This is a genomic window from Pseudomonas sp. ADAK2 (genome assembly GCF_012935755.1).
GTDB lineage: Bacteria > Pseudomonadota > Gammaproteobacteria > Pseudomonadales > Pseudomonadaceae > Aquipseudomonas.
Window position 1 is genome coordinate 1,365,230 of sequence record NZ_CP052862.1, and the last position, 12,078, is coordinate 1,377,307.

A 12,078-nucleotide genomic window follows, 5' to 3' on the forward strand; every position below is an offset into this window, starting at 1 on the left:
TAGGATCAGATTCCAGTCATTTGCCTGACTCTTTAATCGATTAGAAGCTCGTCGTATTCGCCGGAAGCCAAGGCGTCCTCGTCGTATGCATAGCCCAGCGACTCGATTTTCTTACGCTTTTTATACAACCCCAGTTCTTGACGTGCATGACTGATCGCCTCTTCTTTAATGTAATCCTCATATCCGCTGAATACTGGGTAATCATTAAAGACCAACAGGGCGTCAAGCTTTCCGTGAAGTGACTCCATGGTCATGGGACGCTTCGTAAGGGCTGTACTCTCCGCGTATAACATGAACTGCTCAGACAGCAAGTGAAGGCGGTAAAGCTCGTCACTATTCAGATAGTTTTTTCCTGTTTTAGCCTCCTCGAGTGTCGGAAAGTCGCCGCGAATTGATTGCATGCCCATTGTTTCAGTATGATGATTCGCCCGATCAAGGATCAGCTTTGAGCTTGTCATTCCAGTAACTGCGTGATGAAATTTATCCTGTAGTAACGAGTAAAAGTTTCTGACCGTTTTCGAACCAGAGTCGTAGTCCGAGGAACAAATTTTGAAACACTCTCGCACCTTGGCGTAGACCTGCTTCTCCTCAGACCGGAGAGCTCGTACTGCAGCGGCAAGCTTGTTGAGTTTTTCTGGCGACTCCCGCAGAGCCTTTTCGTTGATTACATAACCTTGCTCAATGAAGGTTTTCAGTGTCTTAGTGGCCCACTGACGAAACTTCACCGCTCTTTTGGCATTTACGCGATAACCAACAGAGATGATCATGTCGATGTTGTAGTGAGGCACGTCCGCGCGCATCACATCCCGACCACCCTCATTCTGAACTATGGCAAATTTTGCCATGGTTGCCGATTTATCAAGCTCCTCGTCTGCATAAACGTTCTTGATATGCTTTAACGCGTTTGAATAGTCAACGCCAAAGAGCTGAGCAATATTCTGGCCTGTAGCCCAGAGCGACTGGTCCTCGGAGTCAAATCTAAGACTTACTTCCGTCTCCTCATCAGTGAACAGCATTTGGTTATTTTTTGGCTGATTGCTGCCATTTTCTTCCACTGACATTACTTGCTCCGATATTTGATTTCGTAACTTGTCACGATGCCACTCTACCCCCTGCACATCAACCGCGCCCGGCCCAGCGCCGTTTTTTTTGACTGCCCCCTCTCCCCGCACTCTAGACCCTCACTTTCTCGCCGATACTATGGCTGCGCACTTGCGCAACACATTTATTGGAAGAAAGTAATGATCAGAATTTCTTGGCTACTGGCTGTCCTTTGCTGCAGCGCTTCGTCTATTGCCCTAGCCGATGCTTCAAATGAGAAGGACATTCATTGTGCGGCCTACTACGAATTACTGTCGGTTGTTGGCGACCAGCCCGACATAAGTCGCAAACAGTCGTCAAAAGCTTTCTATGCACTTTTGAAGCGCGCCGGCGATACCCAAGAAGCCCAGGACGCCGTAGCGCAAAAGATGGTGGATTTAGGCGAGGAAATCCCAGGACCAATGACCCCGGCCAGCACTGCCAAGCTAAGGGGAAAGTATGACGCGGAGTGCAAGCCGCTGATGAAGGCTGCGTGGTGCGAAGTCTATGAAGATCCGACTGCTTGTGAGGGGTAATGCCTTGGCGGTAGCAGCATAGGTATCCATCATCGAGCCCTGCCCAGCGCCGGGCTTTTTCATTCCCGCCTTTCGTCGTATCGCTGTTGAGCGGTCACATCGCGTGGCTGCACACTGGCCGGGCTGACGGATCGGCGCCCCTTCGACAAATATCCTGCCCAGTGCGGGCTTTTTGTTGTCTGCGCCCAATGCCCTTATGGAGGAATGAGTCGTGGCCCACCCAAAACTATTCCCGGCTGTGCTGGCCAGCCTTCAATTGAATCAAATGATGATCGGCGAGGCCTTCGAGGAAATCGCAGCGTGGCTGGATAAAGAAGGTGCGACAGAAACGACGCAGAAGCTGAGGGTTCGCGTTGGCGATCTGAGATTCAACGCGGAGGTGATGGATAGGGCAATTACAGAGCTGCTCTCCCCACCCTACCCTGGTCCTCCCATGCACTCTGCGGTGCTCGCAAGTGATGCCCCTGCCTCCTGAACAAGCCTTCGCCACTCGTCGCTGGTGATGAGGTCGGCGCGCTCCATGGCGTCAGCCCGCCTCAACAACCCGAAGTACTTAACCTCTGCATCCATTTGACTTCCAGCCAGTCCGAACAGCTCACGCCAGGCTGTCATGGCCAGTCTTCGCTGTGCCTCTCTCATTTGGAGCACCTTATTATTGTTCTATTGGGGGGTAGAGGGCGGAGCGTTGGAGGCGTTCAGTGTGATGGCACTTCGCGCGACCAATGGTGGCCAGACGTAGTCGAGCGCGGATTTTTCTTTGCTTTTTTGCGTGGCAGTAGTGGTTGCCTATGCTGCTACATGTCCTCATGACTTTTTACAGCCCACCTCCCCTTGGCGGGCTTTTTTTGCCTGAAACTCCTCTGTCACGTCCCGCCTTCCAGCCCCTCGATGGTGTGCGCATAGAAGGCGCTGGCCTCCTCCGCCAGTTCCCGCCATTCCTCTCTGTCGATCACCCCGGTGCGCTTCAGCTCGTCCGCCATCATCACCAGGGCTTCGAACTGTTCTTCGACGCTCATGCGGATCTCAGGTTCTTCCAGCAGCCTGCGCCAAGTAGCTATCGCCTTCTCTTTTTGATCTTCGCTCATTGCAGCTCACCTGGTTGTTTGTAATTGGTAGATGCTGCGCCGTCGCTGATGTTTTGTAGGATCGACGTACGGGGCTGCTAACCCCCACCGCAAAATAAATAGCCAGATCAAAGCCCGCCGCGCGCGGGCTTTTTTTCGCCCACGCAAAAATAATTACCCGAAGGTATTGCATATGAAGTTACCCATAGGTAATGTTCATTCCATCGAAGCCCAGTCCCCACATCGGGACCGGAAGTCGAGACAGCAAAGCAGCACGCACAACCGCTCTTTAGCTTCTCCGCTTCACCTTGCCGGATCACCACCGGCCCAGATTCAAAGGCAGCGATGAACCGGCCTCAACGGTTCAGAGGGTTGGCAACTGACCCAGGCGTGCAGCGTAAAACGCCAAGAACAGTTATCCAGCGGGAGAACAAGCCGAAAGGCCCGCGGCTGGACGAATAATTTGGGATAGGCCAGTGACCGACGCCAGAAGCGGGTCACGGCGGAAAGCATCACTGAAGCCCGTTCAATGAGCGGGTTTTGGGATGACAACCGGAGGGCAACACGATGTTCAACATGGCAACCATGGCGGCCGACGAGTGCCGCACCGACGCTGCTGAAATCAGTTACAGCCGCTGGATCTCGCGCCTTGGCGCAATCCTCGGCCACTTCATTGCTGCAGGGTCGGATGAAGAAAGCGATGCGTTCGACTACTACGCCGATGGCTGCACTCCAGCCGAAGCTGCTGCCGAACTGAAGGCGTGAAGATTCCACTGTCTGGCCTTGGCGACAGGGCCAGACGGGAAATCAACTGACAAGTCAGGCTTGACGGTTCGGAGGCAACAGAGATGGTCACAGCAAGCGACTACGTAGCTGGCTTCAAAAAGCGCCACGCCGCACCGACGAAGCCGCCGATCAATTGGAAGAAGAAGTACCAGGCGGAAAGAAATCTGGTTATCGACGAGGCAATCATCAAGCTGAAGGATGAGATGCGCGGAAAACCGGCAGAGTGGGCTCGCGGTTACAACTCGGCCATCACAACGCTCGAATTGATGAAAGGTAATTGAGTTGTAAACCCGGAGTTTACAACTGCCCGATCCTCTCTATGAGAGCGCATCGGGGTGTGATCTGAATGCCAAGACTGATTGGCTAAGGTCCAGCGGAATTGGGGTAACCCAAGCGGTGACTATCCGCAAAGCCGGAGTTCAGTACCGGCCAGATCACACCCCGATGCGGACGAAACTGCGGCCTATAACCGCCCACCTGCATCAAGTCCTGTAGAGCACCAGTAGCAGAAGGACTCAAAACCCTGGGCCACGGCCAGCAAAGGCTGGCGCCGGAGACGTAACCGGCAAGCAGATGAATGCGCAGTGCTGATGCGCAGAGGGCTCGGGCCTTGTTGGGATACCTCGCGGGATTACAGGGGCGAGGATCGAAGCCGGTCATGCGGAACAGTGACATGACGAACTCAGTACTTCATGCCGGGATCAGCTCCGGCCATCTGCAACACCAACTGCCAGTGGGCTTTCCCGCAGTTGAAACCCCGCACGGAGGGCGCGCCATGAAGTAGCTGAACGATTCACCTGCGTGGCACAGCAAGCCTGAAGGCTGCGCCCAACACTCATTCAGGCAGCGGACAGTAGGCCGTCGATGTCACCGCGCATCGGCCGGGATTCCGGTAGGCCACCCCAGCGCACCAGGACAACTTGACGTTGCAAACCCAGGCCGTCGCCAGTAGCGGGCCTGGGCCCCACATCTCAAAACGGAGCCGCCACATGGAAAAGCTTCAAGTCCAAACGGACAAAGGCTGGGCGTTCGTCTTTTGCTTCATTGGGAAGAAATTGGAAACGACTGACAACCGCGACCACGCCCTTCCACGCAAATGCCCGGAACTTGCGGGCCGCATTCTTGAGGAGTTCGAAAGGGACTTCCCTGAAAGAAAATTCCGGCTGGCCTAATCGGGCCGGCTGCACCCTCCTCCCGACACCACCCGCATGCACTCCCCTCTGCGCCCAACGGCAACGAGCGGAACGGATGAGTGCAGCCGAGTTTTGTTGGATCAACCATCAGGAGCAAGTGATGACCGATATCAAATACACCAGCGACGGCAAAAAGGTTTTGGTCGTCGGCAAGCTCAACGCTGAACAAACCATCGTCCAGGAAATATTCGTCAGCGCCGGGCAGGAAATCCCGAGCGGCGAAAACTTCGTTGTGAAAAGCCTTCACGATCAGCCCGCTGAGTCGTGGAAGGAAAAGAACCTGCGCGAGCTTGAGCAGCGCTACGAAAGTGATCGGAAAAAACTCCAAGCCCAGATTGACCAGCAGGGCAGCCGGCTTTCACTGGCGAAGGAAAAGGCAAAGGTTCATGCCGACGTGCTGCTTAGTTTCGTCAAGGGGGGCGACGTAGGCCAGATTGAAACGTTGAAGCTCTTCATGGCGGGCCAGATCACCCACCTCTTTGTCGCTGGTTATTCGCCCGAAATCATCAGCTGGGCAGACAGCAGCAAGGTCTACGACTGCGACTCCTACGGTGGTCGCACAAGAGTCGAAGGTATCAAGCTCGTCTCCCTGATGGGCAAGTCGGATGGCGACCTCGCCTATCGGTTGCATGACTACCGCGACGGTAGCGGTAGCAGCAAGACAATCTACCCCGCTACCAGCTACGAAGATGCGCTGGCTATGGCCCAGGCGCAGCTAGACAAAGACGCCGCCGCTTACCTCGCTTCGGATCGGATCAGCATCCATCTAACCGATTGGGAAAAAATCGAAGGCATCGCCATCCCTCAGGCTGTTCGTGACAAGCACAGCGCTGAGCAGCACAAGCAAACACTGAAGCGTATCGAAGAATTGCGCACGCAGCTTGCGAAGCTTGAGGCTGAAGTCACTCCTGCCGCCTAACCCCAAACACTGGAGGTCGCCATGAGCGATTTCGGACACTGCGAAGGTGATGTCTGCCGTCGCAAAGGCTGCCAAGGCTTGATCAAGATACGCAAGGCGGACGGCTGTAGCTGCCACATCAACCCTCCTTGCTCGGCTTGCACCGATGCGCGCCACTTCTGTGACAAATGCGAGTGGGACGAAGCTGACGACGTGATCGTCAACGACTACGTCGTCAATGTGGACAAGGCAACCGGCATCTACCGGAGCTGGGAACCTCGCCCACTCGACCCGAGCAAGATCGATTACAGAATCTGCTCGCACACCAACTCCTCGCAGATCTGCGAAGGCGTATACCCCGAAGGCACAACTACAGAAGAAATTCTGGCGAAGGTGCGCGGCACTTTCGGTGGTCGCTTCGAGCGTCTCGGCGAAGGCAAATTTAAGTACATCGCTTACACAGACTGAATCACCCCGCCACTCTGGAGGCGACCATGGCAACCAGCTATGCAGACAGCGCCCAGGCCCGGGAGTGGGACAGGCGCTACGACGCTTGGGGGCGAGAGAAGAGGCCTCAGCCGGAAGAGTTCCACGACTACGAGGCCGAGGCGCTGAAGCGCACCCAGGCACTGGCAGATCGGTCAGTTCGTGAACTGGATGAGCGCAAGGCCAGTGCCAAACGTGTCGCCGCCGCCACTGATGCGATCGGCGAATTCTGGGGCTTGAAGGAGAAGTCGTCGTGAACACACAGCAGCGCGATCACCAAACAGCGATCGGCTGGATCGAGGGCGAGATCGACAACATGATCCGCGACCTCGGGAAGCCCAACGCCAGTTCGGCAGCAACATCGGTCATCACCCTGGCCTACCTGTTGCGCGCCATCGACGACAACGAGCACCGCCACTACCGGGCGCGGGTCGACCAGATCTACGCCACCTACAACGAATCGATCAAGCAAGGAGCTGCAGCATGACGACCCCACCGGTTAAATCCCTGATCGACGAGCAGCTCGATGAAATCGAATCGAAGCTGGTCCTGCTGGGTTTCGGCCTTCCCTTCAACGAGGTGATCGGAAAATCCCGCGAATCCTTGGTTGCCAGCTTGCCACGTCGTTTGGCGGCAACCATGAAGGGTGGTCGGATCGCTGTGAGGGTTCGACCATGAAGCCAGTCTTCTGGCTACTCGCCGCCGGCCTGCTTGTGGTGATGCTCGCCTACAACGTCAAGCGCGAAGCTTCTGGTGTATGCCAGGTGCCGCACTCGACGACCTACCGGGTGTTCCGGTGACCAGTCGCCAGCGGGCGCGGCGCCTGCTGATCTGGCGCGGCTCTTTCCCCGCCCTCGGCCTCTTCGCTTTCCTGATGTTGCTCAGCGCTCTCGCTGACCGCGTCACTCAATAACCCTCACGCCTTTCAAAGCTGCGCACCGCGCGGCAAGGAACTGTCATGTCCGCAAATGCCAAGCAAGCCTCCGTACAAGAATCGCTCGAAATGAGCGAAACCGTCGACGCACCAAAAGCTGTAGTCCCTGCGGTAGCCGTCACCGACATCGCTGAATATCGCCCGCACGAAGAGCAGATCGTCCGCCTGGAAACGACTTACGCGAAGCTGGTCGTTGACTGCTCGACCAGCGAAGGCTTGGCGAATGCGAAAGAAGTACGCGTCGATATCCGCGACGTGCGCTATGCCCTGGCGAACACCACCAAGACCGCGCTCGTTCCGTATCAGCAGAAGGTCAAAGACGCCCAGGCTCGCGTCAACCAGGTGAAGGAGTTCGGCGAGGCCTTGAAGGATCGCGTGCTGGCGATCGAGGCGCCTGTCGACGAAGCAATCAAGGCCGAAGAAAAGCGCGTAGCTGACGCCAAGGCCGAGCGCGAGCGCGTCGAGGCCGAACGTGTCGAAGCCATCAGGGCAAAGATTACCCGCTTCAGCTCGGTGGCTGCTGGATATGCGAGCCGTAGCGCCGTCGATATCGCCGAAATCCTGCAAGGCGTGAAGCTATCGGTGATCCTGCCGGAAGAATATGCAGAGTTCGAAGCTGAAGGCACCATCGCTCGCGATAACGCTATTGAGCAGTTGGAAACGCTGCACAAGTCTGCCCTGGATCGAGAAGAGGCTGCCGCCAAGCTGCTGGTCCAGCAGAAAGAACTTGATGAGCTGCGCGAGAAGCAGCGCATTGCCGACGCTGAGGCTGAGGAGTTGCGCAAGCAACGTGCCGAGGAGGACCGCCTGCGCTTGAAGAAGCAGCAGGACGAACTGGACCAGCAGCGCCGCGACATGGAAGCCCAGCAACGCCAACAGCGCGAGCGCGATGCACAGTATCAACGTGACCAGGAAGAACTGGTCCGTCTCCGCGCCCAGGCCGCCGCGCCTGCTCCAGTCACCCCGGTGGCCGCGCCAGTGGTCGCAGAGAAGGTCGAAGTCGTGCCCATCGGCGCACATGCAGCCGCCGCTCAATCCGACGACGTAACTACGACCGCCCCATCGGTTGACGACATTGTCGAGGTTGTAGCCCTGGGCTTCGACGTGGACCTCGACACTGCTCGCGCCTGGCTTCAAGCCATCCGCTTCTAACTCCCCTCTTTCCATCTAAAGGCCGACCAACTCCTGACCGGCCACGGAGAGCGCAATGACCGATTCAGACAACCAAGCACAAACCGGCCTCGCCACGTACCACGATCCATCGCACAACGCGGCAGCGCTCATTCTCGACCCAGGCACCATGAAGTCGATGAGCGACCTCGCGCTGATGATGTCGAAAGGCGTGACAGCGGTCCCCAAGCATCTGAGGGGCAATCAAGCTGACTGCATGGCGGTGGTGTTACAGGCGATGCAGTGGCAGATGAACCCATTCGCTGTTGCGCAGAAGACATTCATCGTCAATGGCGGCGCGTTGAGTTATGAGGCGCAACTCGTCAACGCGGTGATCATCGCCAAGGCCCCCGTCAAGGGTCGCTTGAACTTCGAATGGTTCGGTGCCTGGGAAAACGTCATCGGGAAGATGCGCGAAGTCACTAGCCGGACCAAGAAGGACGAGGACACTGGCGAGTTCAAGAAGTATCGCGTTCCCGGATGGAGCTTTGACGATGAGAAGGGCCTCGGCATCAAGGTCTGGGCAACCTTCAAAGGTGAAGACGAGCCGCGCGTTCTGGAACTCCTGCTTACCCAGGTCCGCACGCGGAACTCTACGCTTTGGGCGGAAGACCCCAAACAGCAGATCGCCTACCTAGTGACAAAAAAATGGGCGCGACTCTTCTGCCCTGACGTCATCCTCGGCGTCTATACCCCCGACGAATTCGAAGACTCGTACGGCGGCGAAATCGATATCACTCCTGCCAAGCAGGCTTCAAACACCGCGGCCACTGCTGGCGTGTCGTTCGGTCCGAAATCCCCATCTCCGGAAATCGACGGAGTATTTGCGGACCTTTTGGTCGTCGCGAAACAGCAGGACATCGAAGCCTATGCGACAGCCTGGGCAGGCCTCAAGCCTAAACAGCGTGCAGCCATCGGCCTGGAATGCCACGAAGCGCTGAAGAACATGGCGGCTACCGTTGATGCCGACTTTACCGACATGAATGGCACCCACGACGGCCTGACTCAGGCCGGGGAAGCGGCATAGTGAGAACGGAACTTCAGGGCACTGAAAAGTGGAATGCAGACCGGTCTGGCCGAGTGACCGCCAGCCGGTTTAAAGACGTGCTGGCCTGGGGTAAGCCCGACAAAAATGGCAAGCGCGAGCCGATGCAAGCGCGTACCTCCTACATGCGCGAACTGTGCTTCGAGCGACTGGCAAAGAAGTCGAAACACAACGTCAGCAGTGCTTCCATGAAGTGGGGCCACACCGAAGAGCAGAAGGCGCAGGACGCCTACGAGATGTTAACCGGCAACATCGTCATACCGTCCGAGTTCATCGTCCACCCGAAGTACGACTGGCTTGGCTGCTCTCCAGACGGCTTGGTCCAAGATGACGGGGGCACAGAGTCGAAGTGCCCTTTCAATGAAGCGATTCACGTCAGGACATGGCTCGAAGGCATGCCAGAGGAACACATGCCGCAGGTCCAGGGCTGCATGTTCGTTACGGGCCGAAAATGGTGGGACTTTCTGTCGTTCGATTCTCGCCAGGATGAAGAGTGTCAGCTCTACATCGAGACGATTCACCGCGACGAAGACTACATCGCAAACCTGCACATTGAACTGGTCCAGTTCAACCTGGAGCTGAATCGTATGGTTGATGAGGTCGCGGACAAAGCTCGTGCGCAAGCCCATCGTTTAGGAGCCTGATCATGATCAGCAACCACCTCAACATCATCAACGAGCGCCAACCAGTGGCCATGGAACTCGCCACCCAGGTCGCGCAGTTCCTGGCCATGGTCTTTATCCAGCGGGCGCCAGCCTCCGAACTTCCAACGGCCCGCGGTGAAATCCGAAACGTCGCAGCAGATTTCGCGGATCCGCGCCTTGGCCAAGAAACTGACCAGGGCCGAAATATGCGAGCAAGAAAGTATAACGATGGGGGTTCTTCGGGGCATTGCTGCGCGCTACGCCATTGAGTTCACCGCCGGCCCGAAGAAGGCTTTCGCGCCGAACAAGACGGCGCTTGAATCCGATTCGTTGCTGGTCACCCAGGTGAAGGACTGCATAGCCAAAGGCATCAACCGAACGCGGTGTTGCGCAACCCTGGGCATCAGCTCAACGCTGCTCTACCGGTTGATCAAGGATTACGACATCGATTATCCGAAGCTGGAGCCGGCGTTTCGATGAAGAGCCGGTCACAACAACGCAAACGACAAACCTGGCTGGCGCTGCCGGCCAGTGGCATAGAAGAGGTTGGCCATGGCCAAGAGTGGACAAGAGCGATCGGCGAAGGCCGCCGAGAAGCGGATCGAGTACGACGAGAAGGAACTGCGGCACCGGGTCAGGCTCGGTACGCGGCAGACGCTGGAAACGCTCATGGCCTGGAACGATGATACCGAGCAGGCCTCAGTGATTGAAGGCTGCCTGCGCTATGTGCATTCGCTCGGACCTGAGGGTGCTCGAATGGCATTAACTGCGCGCCACAAAATCGTAATTAGCGATAACGTGGCGCGGAAATTTCACAATCAGAGCCTGATCGAGATTCGAAAAAACCCTGGCGATGAAATTGTTAGTCCATAAATGTTCTAATCGTTCCGCTTCTGAATTAGTTTTACTTATTAGTGTATGCGGCCTCTCTGATTTTCAATGCGAGTTGGTTTTCACCTAGCGATAATCGATCCGCATGAGCCACATGTTCGAAGTTCAGCAGCCGTTGAGCATCCAAATTATCAAACAAAGCATACTCAATTGCAAAACGATTGAATTTTCGTCCTTTTTCACTAAGGCAATTATAAAAAATAAATACCAGCTCATAATCAGATAACAAAGAGCGCATGACTGCTCCTAAATGTTTTCTTTGCGAAGGATCCACCCCATCAAGAAATCTAAATACAGAATAAAGACTTCTAAAGTAAAGACCCAAATCGCCCTGATGAGCTCTGTATATTTTTTTAAAAGCTTCAATTCCTCGGCTGATATCCGGCTTGCCTTGAAAATCTGGGCTCAGAGCGACGTACCGCGCCTGCATTTTTCGCTTCCAATCGCGAAAGCAATCTCGTCCCTGTATCGTATGGGCATCGGGACCACTACGATGCAAATCAAATCCTTGGACAACTTGCTGCTGAAGGGCAAGCATATTGTAAAATTGTGACTCTGTTTGCTGCTTAGCGTTTTGAATATGACTTTCCTTTAAATCCTTTCTCTGAAAATAAAGCGTGATTAGTACGCCAGAGAACGCCAAGCCTGAAAAAAGGGCATTTAGGGCGCCAAATGCATCTCCAAATGTCCCACTGCGAACCCCCTTCAAATCAGTAATAGCCTCCGACGAGGAATAACCTGAGTACAAAAAATAATAATAGCCAACATATGCTATTAATACTGCCAATACACCGCCAGCGATCATTGCTTCAGCACTAATTCTTTTCTTCATATATTTATACCTATCTGACCCGGCTCCATGCCGGTCAACCGTAATACCTTAACCCAAATCAAAATGCCACCACCGGTCACGGAGGGCGGCGCCTGACTGGAAATAATCCTTGACCCACAACTGCGCATACGTCCGGCAGCACTATCAAGTGCCCGCAGAAATCGGCCGCCGCGTGATTGCCCACGGGAAGCCCGGCGTCATCCTGGCGGATCGTGGCCACTACATCGGCGTGGCGTTGGATGAAGCCCCGAAGAAGCGCATCGGCAACTACCACCCAACGCACGAAATGCAGTACGGCGAAATGGCCGAGACGCTGCCGCTGAAAGAGTGGTTGGCCCTGCAGTTCAAGCATGACTGGGATGATCTGGACTGGAACCGCGAGGCCCGCGAAGATCTGGTCAGGGGTGTGGGCTGCCACTCGAAGTCAGGCCAAATACAAGGCCTACGAGCGGCTTCAGGATTACTGCCACAGCATAAAGGCGATGTTGCACTTTAACGTTCGGCGCGCCTGATTAGTCA

Annotated in this window: 20 protein-coding genes and 1 pseudogene; 18 read left to right on the forward strand and 3 right to left on the reverse strand. The window is 55.7% G+C overall.

The genetic code is table 11. The annotated features are described in order from the left end of the window. Positions 1-32 precede the first annotated feature (32 nt). Positions 33-1,061, reverse strand: a complete 1,029-nt coding sequence (rhuM, locus tag HKK52_RS06110; RefSeq protein ID WP_169370016.1) for a RhuM family protein — start codon at positions 1,059-1,061, stop codon at positions 33-35. 180 nt (positions 1,062-1,241) lie between these two features. Between rhuM and HKK52_RS06115 the strand changes: the two genes are divergently transcribed. Together HKK52_RS06115 and HKK52_RS06120 are read left to right on the forward strand one after the other, a co-directional pair. Beyond that, entirely contained in the window at positions 1,242-1,616 is a 375-nt protein-coding gene (locus HKK52_RS06115) for a hypothetical protein (protein ID WP_169370017.1), read from the forward strand. Positions 1,617-1,827: 211 nt separating this feature from the next. Then, the gene (locus HKK52_RS06120) at positions 1,828-2,091 is read left to right on the forward strand and encodes a hypothetical protein (RefSeq protein ID WP_169370018.1); all 264 of its coding nucleotides are present in this window, start codon (positions 1,828-1,830) and stop codon (positions 2,089-2,091) included. A 388-nt stretch (positions 2,092-2,479) separates the two neighbouring features. Here the strand turns inward: HKK52_RS06120 and HKK52_RS06125 are convergent, their stop codons facing one another. Beyond that, positions 2,480-2,701, reverse strand: a complete 222-nt coding sequence (locus tag HKK52_RS06125) for a hypothetical protein (RefSeq protein ID WP_169370019.1) — start codon at positions 2,699-2,701, stop codon at positions 2,480-2,482. A 546-nt stretch (positions 2,702-3,247) separates the two neighbouring features. Between HKK52_RS06125 and HKK52_RS06130 the strand changes: the two genes are divergently transcribed. The 15 genes from HKK52_RS06130 (at position 3,248) to HKK52_RS06195 (ending at position 10,709) form a co-directional block, all read left to right on the forward strand. Then, on the forward strand, positions 3,248-3,445 hold the full coding sequence (locus tag HKK52_RS06130) for a hypothetical protein (protein ID WP_169370020.1): 198 nt from the start codon (positions 3,248-3,250) through the stop codon (positions 3,443-3,445). An 83-nt stretch (positions 3,446-3,528) separates the two neighbouring features. After that, positions 3,529-3,747, forward strand: coding sequence for a hypothetical protein (locus HKK52_RS06135; RefSeq protein ID WP_169370021.1), 219 nt, complete (start codon positions 3,529-3,531; stop codon positions 3,745-3,747). 708 nt (positions 3,748-4,455) lie between these two features. Next, a complete protein-coding gene (locus HKK52_RS06140; RefSeq protein ID WP_169370022.1) occupies positions 4,456-4,638 on the forward strand; it encodes a hypothetical protein in 183 nt (60 codons plus the stop codon). Between the two features lie 121 nt (positions 4,639-4,759). Beyond that, the gene (locus HKK52_RS06145) at positions 4,760-5,578 is read left to right on the forward strand and encodes a hypothetical protein (protein WP_169370023.1); all 819 of its coding nucleotides are present in this window, start codon (positions 4,760-4,762) and stop codon (positions 5,576-5,578) included. 21 nt (positions 5,579-5,599) lie between these two features. Continuing rightward, the gene (locus HKK52_RS06150) at positions 5,600-6,025 is read left to right on the forward strand and encodes a hypothetical protein (protein WP_169370024.1); all 426 of its coding nucleotides are present in this window, start codon (positions 5,600-5,602) and stop codon (positions 6,023-6,025) included. A 26-nt stretch (positions 6,026-6,051) separates the two neighbouring features. Further along, positions 6,052-6,300 carry a hypothetical protein gene (locus tag HKK52_RS06155; protein WP_169370025.1) on the forward strand — a complete coding sequence of 83 codons (249 nt, stop codon included), beginning with the start codon at positions 6,052-6,054 and terminating at the stop codon, positions 6,298-6,300. Then, on the forward strand, positions 6,297-6,530 hold the full coding sequence (locus tag HKK52_RS06160; protein ID WP_169370026.1) for a hypothetical protein: 234 nt from the start codon (positions 6,297-6,299) through the stop codon (positions 6,528-6,530). The genes HKK52_RS06155 and HKK52_RS06160 overlap by 4 nt, the downstream gene beginning before the upstream one ends. Next, positions 6,527-6,721 carry a hypothetical protein gene (locus tag HKK52_RS06165; protein WP_169370027.1) on the forward strand — a complete coding sequence of 65 codons (195 nt, stop codon included), beginning with the start codon at positions 6,527-6,529 and terminating at the stop codon, positions 6,719-6,721. Before HKK52_RS06160 ends, HKK52_RS06165 begins: the two co-directional genes overlap by 4 nt. Then, the gene (locus tag HKK52_RS32765; RefSeq protein WP_272900296.1) at positions 6,718-6,843 is read left to right on the forward strand and encodes a hypothetical protein; all 126 of its coding nucleotides are present in this window, start codon (positions 6,718-6,720) and stop codon (positions 6,841-6,843) included. Before HKK52_RS06165 ends, HKK52_RS32765 begins: the two co-directional genes overlap by 4 nt. Positions 6,844-7,001: 158 nt before the next feature. After that, a complete protein-coding gene (locus HKK52_RS06170; RefSeq protein ID WP_237150708.1) occupies positions 7,002-8,129 on the forward strand; it encodes a hypothetical protein in 1,128 nt (375 codons plus the stop codon). A gap of 55 nt (positions 8,130-8,184) precedes the next feature. Continuing rightward, positions 8,185-9,174, forward strand: coding sequence for a RecT family recombinase (locus HKK52_RS06175; protein WP_169370028.1), 990 nt, complete (start codon positions 8,185-8,187; stop codon positions 9,172-9,174). After that, entirely contained in the window at positions 9,174-9,836 is a 663-nt protein-coding gene (locus tag HKK52_RS06180) for a lambda exonuclease family protein (protein WP_169370029.1), read from the forward strand. The genes HKK52_RS06175 and HKK52_RS06180 overlap by 1 nt, the downstream gene beginning before the upstream one ends. 2 nt (positions 9,837-9,838) lie before the next feature. Then, positions 9,839-10,105, forward strand: a complete 267-nt coding sequence (locus tag HKK52_RS06185; protein ID WP_169370030.1) for a hypothetical protein — start codon at positions 9,839-9,841, stop codon at positions 10,103-10,105. Beyond that, a complete protein-coding gene (locus tag HKK52_RS06190) occupies positions 10,065-10,316 on the forward strand; it encodes a hypothetical protein (RefSeq protein WP_169370031.1) in 252 nt (83 codons plus the stop codon). Before HKK52_RS06185 ends, HKK52_RS06190 begins: the two co-directional genes overlap by 41 nt. 72 nt (positions 10,317-10,388) lie before the next feature. Continuing rightward, on the forward strand, positions 10,389-10,709 hold the full coding sequence (locus tag HKK52_RS06195; protein ID WP_169370032.1) for a hypothetical protein: 321 nt from the start codon (positions 10,389-10,391) through the stop codon (positions 10,707-10,709). A gap of 31 nt (positions 10,710-10,740) precedes the next feature. On the opposite strand, the gene HKK52_RS06200 is transcribed toward HKK52_RS06195, so the two are convergent. Next, positions 10,741-11,559 (reverse strand): putative phage abortive infection protein, encoded by an 819-nt coding sequence (locus HKK52_RS06200; RefSeq protein ID WP_169370033.1) that lies wholly within the window; start codon positions 11,557-11,559, stop codon positions 10,741-10,743. A 109-nt stretch (positions 11,560-11,668) separates the two neighbouring features. Between HKK52_RS06200 and HKK52_RS06205 the strand changes: the two are divergent. After that, positions 11,669-12,071 (forward strand): annotated as a pseudogene (locus HKK52_RS06205) (hypothetical protein). The last annotated feature ends 7 nt before the right edge of the window (positions 12,072-12,078 follow it).